The 14,195-nt window shown below is 62.0% G+C and carries 12 protein-coding genes and 1 riboswitch; of the genes, 5 read left to right on the top strand and 7 right to left on the bottom strand.

Annotated elements, in window-relative coordinates:
• Positions 1-9: 9 nt before the first annotated feature.
• The 4 genes from AC13QO_RS23880 to AC13QO_RS23895 all read right to left on the bottom strand — a co-directional run bounded on the left by AC13QO_RS23880 (position 10) and on the right by AC13QO_RS23895 (position 5,118).
• The gene (locus AC13QO_RS23880) at positions 10-471 is read right to left on the bottom strand and encodes a tripartite tricarboxylate transporter TctB family protein (RefSeq protein ID WP_097597384.1); all 462 of its coding nucleotides are present in this window, start codon (positions 469-471) and stop codon (positions 10-12) included.
• A gap of 208 nt (positions 472-679) precedes the next feature.
• Positions 680-1,663 (bottom strand): tripartite tricarboxylate transporter substrate-binding protein, encoded by a 984-nt coding sequence (locus AC13QO_RS23885; RefSeq protein WP_097597381.1) that lies wholly within the window; start codon positions 1,661-1,663, stop codon positions 680-682.
• Between the two features lie 249 nt (positions 1,664-1,912).
• Complete coding sequence (locus AC13QO_RS23890; protein WP_488542048.1) at positions 1,913-3,247, bottom strand: sigma-54-dependent transcriptional regulator; 1,335 nt, start codon at positions 3,245-3,247, stop codon at positions 1,913-1,915.
• Positions 3,244-5,118 carry a sensor histidine kinase gene (locus AC13QO_RS23895; RefSeq protein ID WP_488542049.1) on the bottom strand — a complete coding sequence of 625 codons (1,875 nt, stop codon included), beginning with the start codon at positions 5,116-5,118 and terminating at the stop codon, positions 3,244-3,246. Before AC13QO_RS23895 ends, AC13QO_RS23890 begins: the two co-directional genes overlap by 4 nt.
• 109 nt (positions 5,119-5,227) lie before the next feature.
• Here AC13QO_RS23895 and AC13QO_RS23900 point away from each other — a divergent pair, with 109 nt between their 5' ends.
• Positions 5,228-5,890 (top strand): sulfite oxidase-like oxidoreductase, encoded by a 663-nt coding sequence (locus tag AC13QO_RS23900; protein ID WP_085779297.1) that lies wholly within the window; start codon positions 5,228-5,230, stop codon positions 5,888-5,890.
• Here the strand turns inward: AC13QO_RS23900 and AC13QO_RS23905 are convergent.
• The 3 genes from AC13QO_RS23905 to AC13QO_RS23915 form a co-directional block, all read right to left on the bottom strand.
• On the bottom strand, positions 5,875-6,444 hold the full coding sequence (locus AC13QO_RS23905; RefSeq protein ID WP_488542050.1) for a hypothetical protein: 570 nt from the start codon (positions 6,442-6,444) through the stop codon (positions 5,875-5,877). The genes AC13QO_RS23900 and AC13QO_RS23905 overlap by 16 nt on opposite strands.
• Before the next feature lie 53 nt (positions 6,445-6,497).
• Positions 6,498-7,232, bottom strand: a complete 735-nt coding sequence (locus AC13QO_RS23910; RefSeq protein WP_488542051.1) for a CbtA family protein — start codon at positions 7,230-7,232, stop codon at positions 6,498-6,500.
• Positions 7,233-7,346: 114 nt separating this feature from the next.
• Positions 7,347-7,556: a CbtB domain-containing protein gene (locus AC13QO_RS23915; RefSeq protein WP_085779300.1), complete on the bottom strand. Its 210-nt coding sequence runs from the start codon at positions 7,554-7,556 to the stop codon at positions 7,347-7,349.
• 2 nt (positions 7,557-7,558) lie between these two features.
• A riboswitch (adenosylcobalamin (AdoCbl) riboswitch) is annotated at positions 7,559-7,709 on the bottom strand.
• 78 nt (positions 7,710-7,787) lie between these two features.
• Here AC13QO_RS23915 and AC13QO_RS23920 point away from each other — a divergent pair.
• The 4 genes from AC13QO_RS23920 to AC13QO_RS23935 all read left to right on the top strand — a co-directional run bounded on the left by AC13QO_RS23920 (position 7,788) and on the right by AC13QO_RS23935 (position 14,158).
• Positions 7,788-8,336: a histidine phosphatase family protein gene (locus AC13QO_RS23920; protein WP_097597371.1), complete on the top strand. Its 549-nt coding sequence runs from the start codon at positions 7,788-7,790 to the stop codon at positions 8,334-8,336.
• 474 nt (positions 8,337-8,810) lie between these two features.
• The gene (locus AC13QO_RS23925) at positions 8,811-10,382 is read left to right on the top strand and encodes a putative bifunctional diguanylate cyclase/phosphodiesterase (RefSeq protein WP_488542052.1); all 1,572 of its coding nucleotides are present in this window, start codon (positions 8,811-8,813) and stop codon (positions 10,380-10,382) included.
• 138 nt (positions 10,383-10,520) lie between these two features.
• Positions 10,521-11,699, top strand: a complete 1,179-nt coding sequence (locus tag AC13QO_RS23930; RefSeq protein ID WP_488542053.1) for an acetate/propionate family kinase — start codon at positions 10,521-10,523, stop codon at positions 11,697-11,699.
• Positions 11,700-11,770: 71 nt separating this feature from the next.
• Entirely contained in the window at positions 11,771-14,158 is a 2,388-nt protein-coding gene (locus AC13QO_RS23935; protein ID WP_285192670.1) for a phosphoketolase family protein, read from the top strand.
• Positions 14,159-14,195 lie beyond the last annotated feature (37 nt).

Consider the following 14,195-nt stretch of genomic DNA (forward strand, 5'->3'; position numbering starts at 1 on the left):
CGCCGCCTCCTAGAACCGGACCCAGGGGCCGAAACGCTCGAACGGCAGTCCGAGGCCATAGCTGAAAACGGCGACCGAAAAGACCGTCAGCAGCAGCGACAGGATGACCGCGAACACCAGATTCATCTTGCGCGACGCAAAGCAGGCGATGAAGGCGGTGAAGAACAGCGCCGGCGCAAATCCGAGCCCGCGCACCGTCAATCCGAAGAAGACGGGAGCCGGCAGAATGAAGAGCATACCGCGCCAGGCGAACGGATCGACCGGCTCCCCCTCCACACGCAGCGCCTGAATGAAGATGATCGCGCCGAGAAGTATCAGCGCGCAGGCAAGGATAAACGGAAAATAGCCGGGGCCCATGCGCAATGCCGTGCCGAGGTCGAGCCCGACCGACTGATAGGCAAAGAAAGCGCCGATCGCCACGAAAAGCGCACCGCAGATCGCATTGGTGCTATCGAGACTGATAGATTTCATGGTGTCTCCTGAAGTTGGAGATGGTTCACGTGATGCCGTCACTGTCGCGATGGCCCCTCATCCGCCTGCGGGCACCGTCTCCCCGCTCGCGGGGAGAAGGGAACATGCCGCAGCCTCTCCGTCCTCCGCCACGTCTCCCATGGCAAGTCCCCTCTCCCCGTTTAGGGGAGAGGGTTAGGGTGAGGGGCTATTCCTGGCACATCCCTCACTAGTCCGCATATTCGCCGGCAGCCTCGATCACCGGCTTCCAGCGGGCTATCTCGCTTTCGAGCTTGGCTTTCAAAGCAGCAGGCGTTGCATCCGCATCGGAAGACGGCGCCGTGCCGAGTTCGGCGAAGCGGGCGCTGACATTCGGATCCTTCAGCGCCAGCTGCAGCGACTTGGACAGGCGCTCGTTGATCGCGGCCGGCGTACCCTTCGGTGTGTAGATCCCGTGCCAGATGCCCACTTCGAAGCCCGGCAGGCCGGCTTCGACAGCCGTCGGTACATCCTTCAACACCTCGAGACGCTTCGGCGAGGTCACCGCATAGGCCTTGATCGTGCCGCCCTTAATCTGTTTCGTCGTGTTGGTGGTCTGGTCGCACATGATATCGACCTGGCCGCCGAGCAGATCCGTCATCGCAGGGCCGGTTCCTTTATAGGGTACGGTCGTGAGTGGCGTCTGGATGGCGCTCATGAACATCATGCCGCAGAGATGCGAAGCCGCACCGATGCCGGCATTGGCGACCGTCACCTTGTCCTTGTTGGCCTTGACGTAGTCGATCAGTCCCTTGAGATCGCTCGGCTCGAAATCCTTGCGTGCGACGATCGTCATCGGCACCTCTGTGACAAGGCCGACATATTCGAAGGCGCCGAGCGTGTCGTAGGCGAGCTTGCGATAGAGCGTGGCGCTGGTCGCCATGCCGATATGGTGCAGCAGGATGGTGTAACCATCGGGATCGGCGCTCGCCACCCGGCCGGCGCCGAGCGTGCCGCCGGCGCCGCCGACATTTTCAACGACGATCTGCTGGCCGAGATCCTTCGACATGGATTCCGCCACAAGGCGCGCAACGGTGTCGGTGGGGCCACCCGCCGCAAAGGGGACGACCATGGTGATGGTGCGTTCGGGGTAGGTCTGCGCCGAAGCGACGCCGGCGAGAAGAGAGACCGCGGCAGCCGCGGTCAGGCCGAGCACGGCCTTCAGGATTTTCATCGTTTCCTCCCTGATGAAACAGCAACCCCGCCAACACATCCTCCGCGCCGGGGATGACCTATTTGCCGCCGAGAGAAATCGCGCCGCAATCATTACCGTCGCTTCCGCAAGATGATTCTGCGGCAGTGCAATGCAGCATGGGTCGATTTGGAAACAAACGGCATAGGCGATGGGTGGATTTCCACCCAACGCGCAACGTTCCAGGGCTGGAGCACCATTGTCCCGGAGAATGCACGACGCAAACCAGGATCAGCTTTCGGTCGTCAGCATCCGCTTGTCGAGGCCGTATTTCTGCATCTTTTCGTAAAGGGTCTTGCGGGAGATGCCGAGGGATTCATAAACAGGCCTGAGGCTGCCCCCATGCGCCACCAGCGCGCTGGCAATAATCCCTCGCTCGAATTCGGCGACCCGCTCTGCAAGTCCGATTGCCTCCTCGGTATGCCGTCCGCTATTGTCGAGACCCAGGACCAGACGGTCGGCGGCATTCCTCAGTTCCCGCACATTGCCGGGCCAGTCGCGCTGGGCGATGTCGGAGATCACCTCCGGCGGCACGGCCACCTCGTCGCGGCCGTAGCGGGCGGCCGCTTCGCGCATCAGTTGCAGGAAAAGCAGCGGAATGTCCGCCCGCCGCTGCGACAGCGACGGCACATGCAGCGTCGCGACGTTCAGTCGGTAAAAAAGATCGGCGCGAAAGCGGCCAGCGGCTACCTCCGCCTCTAGGTCTACTTTGCTCGTCGCGATGAAGCGCACGTCAAGCGGCACGACCTCGTTCGATCCGAGCCTGGAGATCACCCGCTCCTGCAGCACCCGCAAGAACTTCGCCTGCAGATCGAAGGGCATGGAGCCGATCTCGTCGAGCAGGATGGTGCCGCCGCGCCCATGTTCGAACTTCCCGTAACGCGGCCTGACCGCGCCCGGGAAGGCGCCAGGCTCGTGGCCGAAGAGCTCGCTCTCGATCAGGTTCGCCGGCAGCGCGGCGCAGTTGATCGCAATGAACGGCCGGCTCGCCCGGGCGCTGATATCGTGAAGTGCGCGGGCCACGACCTCCTTGCCCGCCCCGGTATCACCGACGATCAGCGTATCGGCATCGCTGGCGCCGATCGCGCGGATGCGATAGCGCAGATCCACCATCACCTGCGTGCGCCCCGGCAGCCGCGCCTCGATGTCGTCGCGTTTGCCGGCAACCGCCTTCAGCAGTCGGTTTTCGAGCACCAGCCCGCGCCGCTCCATCGCTCGGCGAATGACGCCGGCGAGCATTTCAGGCGTGAACGGCTTCTCGATGAAATCATAGGCGCCTTCGCGCATCGCCTTGACCGCGAGCTGTACATCGCCGTGGCCGGTGACGAGGATCACGGGCACCTCCTGATCGATCTCACGGATCTTCTGCATCAAAGTCATTCCATCAATGCCGGGCATTCGGATATCGCTGACGACGACGCCGGGAAAACTGTAGCCAATCAGTTCCAGCACATGTTCGCCGCTCGAAAAGGTCTCGACGCTGAAGCCGGAGAGTTCCAGCGCCTGCGCCGTCGAGCGGCGCAATTCTTCCTCGTCGTCGACGAGCAGGATCTTCGCATCATTCATTCCGCCGCCTCCGGAATCAGCCCTGCCGCCGATTGCAGCTCGATGCGGAACACCGCGCCCCCTTCGGAATGATTGGCCGCCGTCAGGCTGCCGCCGAAATCCTTAACGATGTTGTAGGAGATCGAAAGCCCCAAGCCGAGCCCCTTGCCGACACCCTTGGTCGTGAAGAAGGGATCGAAGATGCGCTCGGCGATGGCCGCCGACACGCCCGGTCCGTGATCGCGCACCGTCAGCACTACCTTGCCGGCCTCCTCGAAAGCCGAAACCTCAATGCGCCTGTCTTCCAACCCCTCCACCGCATCGGCCGCGTTGGAGATCACATTCACCAGCACCTGCTGCAGCCGCACCGAGCCGGCGCGCACCACCGGCGGGTGCGTTCCGAGATCGAGCCGGAGCTCGGCGTCCGCCGCCTTCAGCCGCCAGGCGATGATCTCGAGTGTATCGCGCATCGCCTCGTCGAGTGAAACGGGCCCGAGCTTCTCGTTCGGCTTGCGGGCAAAATTGCGCAGGTGCCGGCTGATTGCGGCCATGCGGTCGATCAACCCGCCGATCCGCCTTATATTGTCGCGCGCCTCCTCCGTCCGGCCTCGATCGATCAGCACCGAGGCACTGTCCGTGTAGGTCTTGGCGGCGGCGAGCGGCTGATTGAATTCATGCGAAAGGGCAGCCGACATCTGCCCGAGCCCAGCGAGTTTGCCCGCCTGGATGAGATCGGCCTGGGTCTGGCGAAGCTGCTGCTCGGTCAGCCGCCGCTCGGCGATCTCCTCCTCGATGCGGCTGTTGACGCGGGCAAGATCCGCCGTGCGCTCCTCCACCCGCCGCTCGAGCTCACCCCGCGCTTCGGCCTGCATCTGCATGCGCTCGGCAAGTCGCGCCCGCCGCTGGCGAATGACCGCGACAGCAAGGCCGGCGATGCAAAGGATGAGAAAGACGGCGACAAGCGCGGTGCGCGCCTGAGCGCGGATGGAGCTTGTCTCCATCAGCACATTCACCGTCCAGTCCTCGGCCGGCATGTAATGCGACAGCACCAGATACTCGCTTGCGCCCCGATCACTCGCAAGCGTCATCAGATCATGCGGCTCGAAGCGATGGCGCGTCACCGGCAGCGCCGTCAGTTTCGCATTGGCGTATCGCCGCGACGCCTCGGTGCGGGCAATACGATCGGCGGTCAGCGGCAGGATCGCGCCATAGAGCCATTCCGGGCTGCCGGACATGAAGATGATGCCCTCGGGATCGGAGACGAAGATCTTGTATTCGCCACCGCTCCAGGAGGATTCGATCATGTCGATATCGACCTTGAAGACGATGACGCCGCGAATGTCCGCACCGACCCTGATCGGAGCCGAAAAATAATATCCTCGCTTTAGCGATGTGGTGCCAAGTGCGTAAAACCGCGCCTGCCGGCCTTCGATCGCCTCCTGGAAATAGGGCCGGTAATTGAAATTCTGGCCGACGAAGCTCCCCGGTCCATCGTAATTGCTCGCCGCGATCGTCTCCCCGTCCGGCTTCACCACATAGATGTCGGAGGATTTTAAAAGCCCGTTGATCTCCTTGAGATAGAGATTGGCCGCATCACGCAGCGCCATATCGTTGGGCGCGCTCACCAGTTCCTTGATATCGTCGTGATCGGCGATCAGCGCCGGCAGCGCCTCGTAGCGGTTGAGGTGGCCGCTGAGCGCCGAGACGGCAAGGCGCAGCGCCGTTCCCGCCTGAGCGGAAGCCTCCTGCATATAGGCGCGCGTCGCAATCGCGCTTCCATAGGTGAAGAAGGCGAAGATCACAAACGGCACCACCAGCAGCGCCGCGATGGCACGATATTTCGAAGACAGATCCGGCTCCTCCCTTTCTGCCTTCACTCCCCAGCAAGGCATGCCCGACGGCTCAGTTTAATGAGGCAAGCGAGGATTTCCAAGGGCTCACCGGAACTTGACACTCGGCAGGGACGGATGTCCTATTGCTGCACCGCAAGGAAACCCATTCATGAGCGACGACCAAACGCCCGCCGACAGCAAACTCACCAACTCCAAGCGCCGCTGGGCGTCAGAGGGCAAGTTCCTGACCGGGCGCATCAGCAGGCCCGAGACCGAGCGCCTGCCGCCCGGCCAGCACCTCGTCAAGAATTGGCCGGTGCTCGATCTCGGCCAGCAGCCGGTCATCTCAACCGAGAGCTGGCGGCTTGAAGTGCGTGGTCTGGTCGAAACGCCTCTCACCCTCACCTGGGCCGATTTCCAGGCGATGGAGCAGAGCACTGGGGTGAGCGACATCCACTGCGTCACCACCTGGTCGCGCTACGACAACACATGGAAGGGCGTATCGACGCGCGATCTGCTCGATCGCGCCATGCCGAAACCGGAAGCAGCCTACGTGATGCTGACGAGCTATGACGGCTACACCACCAATCTGCCGCTCGCCGATTTCGCCGCCGAGGATGCGATCCTGGCGACCTCCTGGGAAGGCCTGCCGCTGACACCGGAGCACGGCGGCCCAATGCGCCTCGTCGTGCCGCATCTTTATTTCTGGAAAAGCGCCAAATGGCTGCGCCGCATCGAGTTGCTCGCCGCCGACGAGGCCGGCTTCTGGGAAAAGAACGGCTACCATATGTATGGCGATCCGTGGCGCGAGCAGCGCTATTCCGACGACTGAGCCTTCGGCCGCAGGAAACGGCGAAGCGTCAGGATGGCAAGCCCCAACATGGCGGCCAACGCCGTCAGAGACGCCATGCTGGCAGGATGCAGCGGCACCTTGCTCCAGCTCGGCTTGACGATATTGGCGGTATTGAATGCCTCGCCGCTGAACTGGCAGGTAATAAAGGCAAGCCCGCGACCCGCCATCTCGGCGTCGATGGCCGAGATGATTTCGCCCGCCGCGGTTGCCTCCCGCGGCATCTCACGCATCGCCAGCAGCACGGCTTTCGTCGCCGCGAGATAGGCATGGGCGCATTCGTTGAACGGGCTCTCCTCGTCCGTCACGCTGCCGGGCATCCGACCCCAGACGCAATAGGAATACTGGATTTCGGCGTAGTTCAGGACACGCCGGAACGATTCGTTCGTATCGGCAGCCCGTGACGCCAGCATGCTGATGCTGCTGCGATACTCCGAAATGATCGCCATCTCGCCGTGGGAAATTGCCGGAATATCGAGCCCGGTATCGGAGCCGCCAGAGCTGCTCCCATGGCCGAAAGCATTTCCGATAAACATTGGCAACAGGCTCGCGATGAGACCGAGAAAGGCAAACCTTCCGATATGCCGCATCACCGGAACGCCGGCCGCAGTCCACTCTTGGCGGCAAGACCCCTTTCTGCCAGCGCTCCGAAAACCAGACCGAGCGTTGCCCAAAGGATTGCATGCATGCCGAGCGAGGTGGTGCGGAACCGCCAGAGTACCATCGCCGAGAAATTCTCGGGCACCTCGTTGATCGGCGGCAACAGATAAAGCACGAAGCCGATGAAGACGAGATAGGCGATGCCGGCGATGATCGCGCCGTTCCAGAGACCGAAGCGCTCGCCAAGGCGGCGCGACAGCGCGATCGCGGCAACCAGCGAGGCGAGCGAAACGACAATCATCAGGAAGAACAGCTCGGTCCTGACGCCGATCGTTTCGGGATTGCCGACCGCCGGGGGGGTGGCCGGATATTTGATTCCGGGAACAAGCACCACTGCCACGAAGGCGGCAATGGCGATGACGGCCGAGGTGCCGCGCGCCGAGAGGCTGCTGAAGCGGCCATGTACGAAGGCGAAGGCGAGCGAAAAGAGCCCGCCGACGGCGATACTGTAGGCCATGACGCCGGTGAAAAGGCCGAGACCAGCCTGCGTGGCCCGGCTGACGATTTCAGGTTCGGCAGCTTCGCCCGCCGCCTCAGCGCTCGCCTCCTCGAAGGCGATTGCCGCATCAACCAGCGGCTCGCCGAAGATATGGGCGAAAGCGAAAACGAGGATGCCAGCAATCAGGCCCGCGAGCATGCCGCGAAGCAGAAGCTTTCCAACCATGTCAGTATTCCCCCTAAGCATGTCGCGCAAAAGTGTGCAGCGGTTTTGCGACAACGACATGTGTAAACAAAGACCTAAAGCGCGAGAAGCGAATCTGAAAGATCGCGATGCGCTTTAGTGGCAGGGAAAGCCGAGCAGATGGCGGCCGTCATGCACGAATTCGTGCACATACATGCCGTTGAACAGCGCCATCGCGCCTTCCTCGGTGCCGACGAAATAAAGAACGATGAGCATCAGCAGGCCGCCGAAAACCGCCCAGGGCAGGATTTCCCCTACAGGGATTGGCGCCGGTGCCGCAACGGGCGCGAAAGTGGTGTCAGACATGTATCCCTCCGGAATGACGCGTTCAGTCGAAAGAGTGTTGTGCGGCAGGGTCTGACTTCCAGCGTAAAGAACTTCGACACGCTGGTCACAGTGGCGCGACCGCGCCGGATTTCCACCGGCTTCCAAACCCGCAACAGCACGGTTATATCTGGACGCCGAAGAGACTGTCAACGAAACTTCGAGACGCCGTCGAAGGGTCGTCCCCACCATATTGCGATGATCGGAACAACCGTGAATACCCGCCTCACCTGGATCTGTCACGGCGCCACGGCGGCAAGCCGCAAGGCCCTGTTCCCGCTGGATGAGCCGCTGGAAGACAAGGCCGCTGAAGAAGCCGGCCGGATGACCGCCCTGCCTCGGGCCGACCGGATCGTCACTAGCCCGGCTTTGCGTGCCCGCCAGACCGCTACAGCCCTCGGTCTCGACGCTCAAATAGAACAGCGGCTTGCCGACTGCGACAATGGCCGCTGGGCCGGCAGGCCGATTGCGGCAATCGGCACCGAAGAGCCGGAGAACCTCATGGCTTGGATGAGCGATCCGGAAGCCGCCCCACATGGCGGCGACAGTTTTCTCGGTCTGCGGACGCGCGTCGCCGGCTGGATGGATGAACAATCCACGCTCGGCGGTCATGTGATAGCCGTCACCCACGCATCGATTATAAGAACAGCGATTGCGCATGTGCTTCAGGCTCCCCTCCCCTCCTTCTGGCTCGTCGACGTCGAGCCGCTGGTGGTCGTTCGGATGACCAGCAATGGACAGCGCTGGTCGCTGCGCCTCTAGAGAATTAGACATCCCTCATACTATCCAGCCTTACGCAAGCAAATCGCGTCATCTCTATTGAACCGGGTCTGACCGGGACTACTTCCTTGTCCCAAGGAGACGGAAGCTATGGCATATGATTGGAGTGGGGAGCGTACGCGGCGCCTGCGCTTGATGAGGGTCGTGACGTTCACCTTAGTTATGGTCGGTCTGGTCGTCAGCGTTCCGCTGCTGATCGTCACCGCCTGAAGAGCGAGACAGGGCGAGCGATGCGACAGCACGCTCGCCCTCGTTCTTTCGTGAGGCTCCCCTCGTCTTGAATCCGGACAATCTCTAGTCTTCGAAGCAGCACCAGCGAAACGCCGTAGCGCAGCCGACGTCCCGACAGCACCGCAACGGACGGGCTGCCACCTCCAACAATTCGCCTTATGGTTTCAACGAACATTTCAGATTTTCCTGATAGTCCGGCAGAGGGTGGAGATGGAGAATGCGATAATGCCTGCGTTTTTCCGAAGCAGGGCCGGAAGGCAATGCGTGTCGGTTGTGGTTTTCGGAGTAACCCTCTGGATCCTCGGCACGGTGCTGCACTTCGACGACCGCCTCGTCTCCTTCATGACCGGTTTCGGCGAGTACGGGGCGGATAAGCTCGTGCTGGCTCTCGGCATCGCTGGCGCGATGAGCTTCATCTATTCGGTGCTGCGCATCGCCGACCTGCGCAAGGAAATGGAGCTGCGCGCCACCGAACAGGCAAAGGCCGATTGGACGGCAACCCACGACCATCTGACCAAGCTGCCGAACCGCTACGCCTTCGAGCGCAAAATCCTCTCACGGCCGGTCGGAAGCGACGAGGGCGAGATCGAGGAATGGGACGACAACGTCACGATCTTCTCCGTCGACCTCGACGGCTTCAAAAAAGTCAACGATCTCGTCGGCCACAAGGGCGGCGACGTGTTGCTGGTCGAAGTTGCCAGACGCATCTGCGCGCTTGGCAACGCGGATTGCGTTTACCGCTTCGGCGGTGACGAATTCATCATCGTCGCCTTTTCCCTGACGGCAGAGCGCGAGGAGCGTTTCGCCAAGTTGCTGATCCAGGCAGTCACCCGGCCGATCCATATCGATGGCTTTGCCGTCGAAGTCGGCGCCAGCGTCGGCTACGATCGCTGGCTTGAGGGCAGCGAGCCGCTGGAAGACGCCGCCCACCGTGCGGATCTCGCCATGTATGAGGCCAAATCACGCGGCCCCAACCATTATCTCGTCTTCGAAGCTTCGATGCAGGACAAGGTAACGGAACGTGCCTCTCTGGAAAGCAGGCTGCGCGCGGCAATCGCCGACAAGGCGATCATGCCTTTCTATCAACCTTTGATTGATTTGAAAACCGGCCAGCTTTGCGGTTTCGAAGCCCTCGCGCGCTGGGTCGGCGAGGATGGTATCAATATTCCGCCGCCTGTTTTCATCGACATTGCCGAGGAAACCGGGATGATCACCGCCCTGTTCGAGGATCTCCTTGCGCAGGCCTGCGGCGATGCGCTCACTTGGCCAGCGCATGTCACGTTGTCCTTCAATGTGTCGCCGGTGCAGATGGAAGACAGGCTGCTGGCCTCCCGCATCCTCAAGGTCCTTTCAGCAAGTCGGCTGCCGCCGCAACGCTTGGAGATTGAGATCACCGAAAACGCGCTGATCCAGGATCCCGCTATCGCCGCCATCATTCTCGAAGAGCTGCATGCGGCCGGCATCCAGATCGCTCTCGACGATTTCGGCACGGGCTATTCGAGCCTTGCCCAGCTCGCCCGCTACCGCTTCGACAAGATCAAGATCGACAAGAGCTTCATCGCCACCTATCGCGATGACGAACGGCAGGAAAAAATCGTCCGCGCCATGCTTGGCCTCAGCAGAAGCCTGAACATCAAGACGACTGCAGAAGGTGTCGAGGAGCATGGCCAGCTTGCCTTCCTGCTGCAGCTCGGCTGCGACATCGGCCAAGGCTATCTTTTCGGTAAGGCGATGCCCGCCGCCGAGGCGAGCATCTTCATCCGCGATCGCAACGCCAATCTGGCGTCAACCGCCTGACCCTCGCGTAATTCGACAAAACTGCCCCAAGGCTGCCACGCACCGTCAACATGTGGCGCTCGGGCGGCCATGCCTTTCCGGCGGGAGTTTCGGCGCTAAGTTCGGTCATCGTGACGGCTGTGCGGAGTCTCTGAAGACATGTCATCCACTGACCTCCTCCTGACCTTCAACGCCGGCTCATCGACCGTGAAGGTCGGCGTCTTCTCGATTGATGGTGCCGAGGCACGACACCTCGGAAAGGGCGTCATCGATCTCCGCGCCGAGCCGCTCTCGCTTGTCCTGACCAAGGAATCGCAGACATTCGATATGTCGCTGAAGGCGGCGGTGACGGACGATCTGCACGGGGTCATCGACGAGACCTTCACGCGTCTCGCCGATCATTTCGATATGGCGGCGGCGGCCGTAGCCGGCCACCGCGTCGTCCATGGCGGCGAGCGCTTCACGAGCGCCGTCGCGCTTGATGACGCCGCCACCAATGGGATCGAAGCGCTGATCCCGCTCGCTCCCCTGCACCAACCGCAAGCGCTGCGCTTCATCCGCGCGCTCCGTCACCTGAAGCCGCATCTTGTCCAGACAGCCTCCTTCGACACGGCCTTCCATGCCACGCAGGACGATCTCGTTCGCCGCCTCGCCATACCCCGTTCCCTGCATGAGGAGGGCATCAAGCGTTACGGCTTCCACGGGCTTTCTTATAAGTTCATCGCCAGTGAACTCGCTCGCAAGGCGCCGCATACGGCAAGGGCTGTGGTCGCCCATCTCGGCAGCGGCGCCAGCCTCTGTGCGATGGAAGACGGCATCAGCCGCGATTGCAGCATGGGCTTTTCGACCCTCGACGGCATCCCGATGGCGACACGCCCGGGCTGCCTCGATCCCGGCGTGATCCTGCACCTGGCAGGAGAGAGAAAACGATCCCTGGGTGAGATCGAGGATCTGCTCTATCACCGCTCAGGCCTGCTCGGCGTCTCCGGCATCAGCGCCGACACGCGCGATCTGTTGAAGGACGGCCGGCCGCAAGCGCGCCAGGCGATTGATCTGTTCATGCTGCGCATTGCCGGCGAGTTCGGCCGCATGGCGGTAACCCTCGGCGGCCTCGATACCGTCGTCTTCACCGCCGGCATTGGCGAGCATCAGCCGGAAATCCGCGCCGGCGTGGCGAAGCGCCTGTCCTGGCTTGGCCTTTCGATCGACGAGAAGGCCAATGCCGCCAATGGTTTCACGATCAGCACCAGGGAAAGCCGCATTGTCGCCCATGTCATTGCCACGGACGAAGAACAGGTGATCGCCGATGAAGCGCTGTCCGTTCTTCGCGCCCGCTGATCCAGATCAATGGCGCGCCGGCGCTAATGGCTAGAACTGACGTTGAACGTGTTTTCGAACGGGAGAAGCCAATGGAAAACCATGTCTCGACCGCCGCCGCCCTGACCGATGCTGAACTCACCCTGATCGACCGCTACTGGCGGGCCGCCAACTATCTCTCGGTCGGCCAGATCTACCTGCTTGCCAATCCGCTGCTGCGCGAGCCGCTGAAGTCAGAGCACATCAAGCCCCGTCTGCTCGGCCACTGGGGCACGACGCCCGGCCTCAACTTCATCTATGCGCATCTGAACCGCCTCATCCGAGCCCGCGATCTCGACATCATCTACATATGCGGCCCCGGCCACGGTGGGCCGGGCATGGTCGCCAACACCTATCTCGAAGGGACCTACAGCGAAATCTATCCCGATATTTCCGAAGACGCCGAGGGGATGCGCAAACTCTTCCGCCAATTTTCCTTTCCCGGCGGCATTCCGAGCCATGCGGCGCCGGAAACACCGGGGTCGATCCATGAGGGCGGCGAACTCGGCTACGCCCTCGTCCATGCCTATGGCGCCGCCTTCGACAATCCCGACCTCACCGTCGCCTGCATCGTCGGCGACGGTGAGGCCGAAACCGGGCCGCTCGCCGCCAGCTGGCATTCCAACAAGTTCCTCAATCCCGCCCGCGACGGCGCCGTTCTGCCGATCCTGCATCTGAACGGCTATAAGATCGCCAATCCGACCATTTTAGGCCGGGCGGGTGACGACGACCTCCGACGTCTCTTCGAAGGCTACGGCTACGAGCCGCTTTTCGTCACCGGCCATGAGCCGCGCGATATGCACCAACAAATGGCTGCGACGCTGGACCGGGTCTTCGAGCGCATCCGCGAGATCCAGGAGCAAGCCCGCAGCGGCAAGAGCACAGCCGGCTGCCCGCGCTGGCCAATGATTGTGCTGCGCAGCCCCAAGGGTTGGACAGGCCCAAAGGAGGTCGACGGCGAGAAGGTGGAAGATTTCTGGCGAGCCCACCAGGTGCCGGTCTCCAACTGCCGCGGGAATGACGACCACCGCAAGATTCTCGAGGACTGGATGCAAAGCTACGATCCCGAAGATCTGTTCGATGGCGACGGCCGGCTGAAAGCCGACCTGCGGGCGCTGGCGCCCGTCGGCAAACGCCGCATGGGCGCCAATCCACATGCCAATGGCGGCCTGCTGCGCAAGGAATTGGCCGTGCCCGATATTCGGGATTATGCAGTCGACATCGGCAAGCGCGGCAGCGTTGTCGCCCAATCGACGGAGATCCTTGGCCATTACCTGCGTGACACGATGAAGCTCAACGCCAAGGCGGCAAACTTCCGCATCTTCGGCCCCGACGAGACGGAATCGAATCGCCTCGGCAGCGTCTTCGACGTCACCGACCGTGTCTGGATGGAGGACATCGAACCCTATGATGTCCACCTCTCTCGCGATGGGCGTGTCATGGAGGTGCTCTCCGAACATCTCTGCCAAGGCTGGCTGGAAGGTTATCTCCTGACTGGCCGGCACGGCCTCTTTTCCTGTTACGAGGCCTTCATCCACATCATCGATTCCATGTTCAACCAGCACGCCAAATGGCTGAAGGTGACGCGCGAGCTCGAATGGCGAAAGCCGATCTCATCGCTGAACTACCTGCTGACCTCGCATGTCTGGCGACAGGACCATAACGGATTCAGCCATCAGGATCCTGGTTTCGTCGATCTCGTCGCCAACAAGAAGGCCGATATCGTCCGCATCTACCTGCCGCCGGACGCCAACAGCCTGCTCTGGGTCGGCGATCATTGCCTCCGCACCTATAACCGCGTCAACGTCATCGTCGCTGGCAAGCAGCCGGAGCCGCAATGGCTGTCGATGGACGAGGCGGTGAAACATTGCGAGACCGGCATCGGCATCTGGCACTGGGCAAGCAACGAGGAGGACACGATCTCGCCTGATCTCGTCATGGCCTGCGCCGGCGATGTCCCGACGATGGAAACGCTCGCCGCCGTCGATCTTCTGCGCAAGGCCATTCCCGAGCTGAAGATCCGCACCGTCAATGTTGTCGACCTCTTGGCGCTGCAATCCAGAGACCAGCATCCGCACGGCCTTGCCGACGAGGCCTTCGACGCGATCTTCACCGCCGACAAGCCGGTCATTTTCGCCTATCACGGCTATCCCTATCTCATTCATCGCCTGACTTATAAGCGCGCCAACCACGAAAACATCCACGTCCGCGGCTTCGTCGAGGAGGGAACGACGACCACGCCTTTCGACATGACCGTCCTTAACGAACTCGACCGCTACCATCTCGCCATCGAAGCCATCGAGCGCGTGCCGGGCCTGAAGGAGAAGGCGAAGGACACGCTCGCCGCCTTCCGCGGCAAGCTCGCGGAACATCATGATTACGTCAGGGAACATGGCGAGGACATGCCGGAGGTGCGGAACTGGATGTGGCCGGCCGCGTGAGACATCTGCGACTGACGCACGCGATGTCGGATGACCG

The sequence above is a fragment of the Rhizobium sp. CNPSo 3670 genome, assembly GCF_057784555.1.

Bases quoted from the DNA above. Each gene is read 5' to 3' on its own strand.
- AC13QO_RS23930 (WP_488542053.1), top strand. From the start codon at position 10,521: ATGTCATCCACTGACCTCCTCCTGACCTTCAACGCCGGCTCATCGACC.
- AC13QO_RS23915 (WP_085779300.1), bottom strand. From the start codon at position 7,556: ATGTCTGACACCACTTTCGCGCCCGTTGCGGCACCGGCGCCAATCCCT.
- AC13QO_RS23910 (WP_488542051.1), bottom strand. From the start codon at position 7,232: ATGGTTGGAAAGCTTCTGCTTCGCGGCATGCTCGCGGGCCTGATTGCT.
- AC13QO_RS23900 (WP_085779297.1), top strand. From the start codon at position 5,228: ATGAGCGACGACCAAACGCCCGCCGACAGCAAACTCACCAACTCCAAG.
- AC13QO_RS23905 (WP_488542050.1), bottom strand. From the start codon at position 6,444: ATGTTTATCGGAAATGCTTTCGGCCATGGGAGCAGCTCTGGCGGCTCC.
- AC13QO_RS23895 (WP_488542049.1), bottom strand. From the start codon at position 5,118: ATGCCTTGCTGGGGAGTGAAGGCAGAAAGGGAGGAGCCGGATCTGTCT.
- AC13QO_RS23890 (WP_488542048.1), bottom strand. From the start codon at position 3,247: ATGAATGATGCGAAGATCCTGCTCGTCGACGACGAGGAAGAATTGCGC.
- AC13QO_RS23925 (WP_488542052.1), top strand. From the start codon at position 8,811: ATGCCTGCGTTTTTCCGAAGCAGGGCCGGAAGGCAATGCGTGTCGGTT.
- AC13QO_RS23885 (WP_097597381.1), bottom strand. From the start codon at position 1,663: ATGAAAATCCTGAAGGCCGTGCTCGGCCTGACCGCGGCTGCCGCGGTC.
- AC13QO_RS23935 (WP_285192670.1), top strand. From the start codon at position 11,771: ATGGAAAACCATGTCTCGACCGCCGCCGCCCTGACCGATGCTGAACTC.
- AC13QO_RS23880 (WP_097597384.1), bottom strand. From the start codon at position 471: ATGAAATCTATCAGTCTCGATAGCACCAATGCGATCTGCGGTGCGCTT.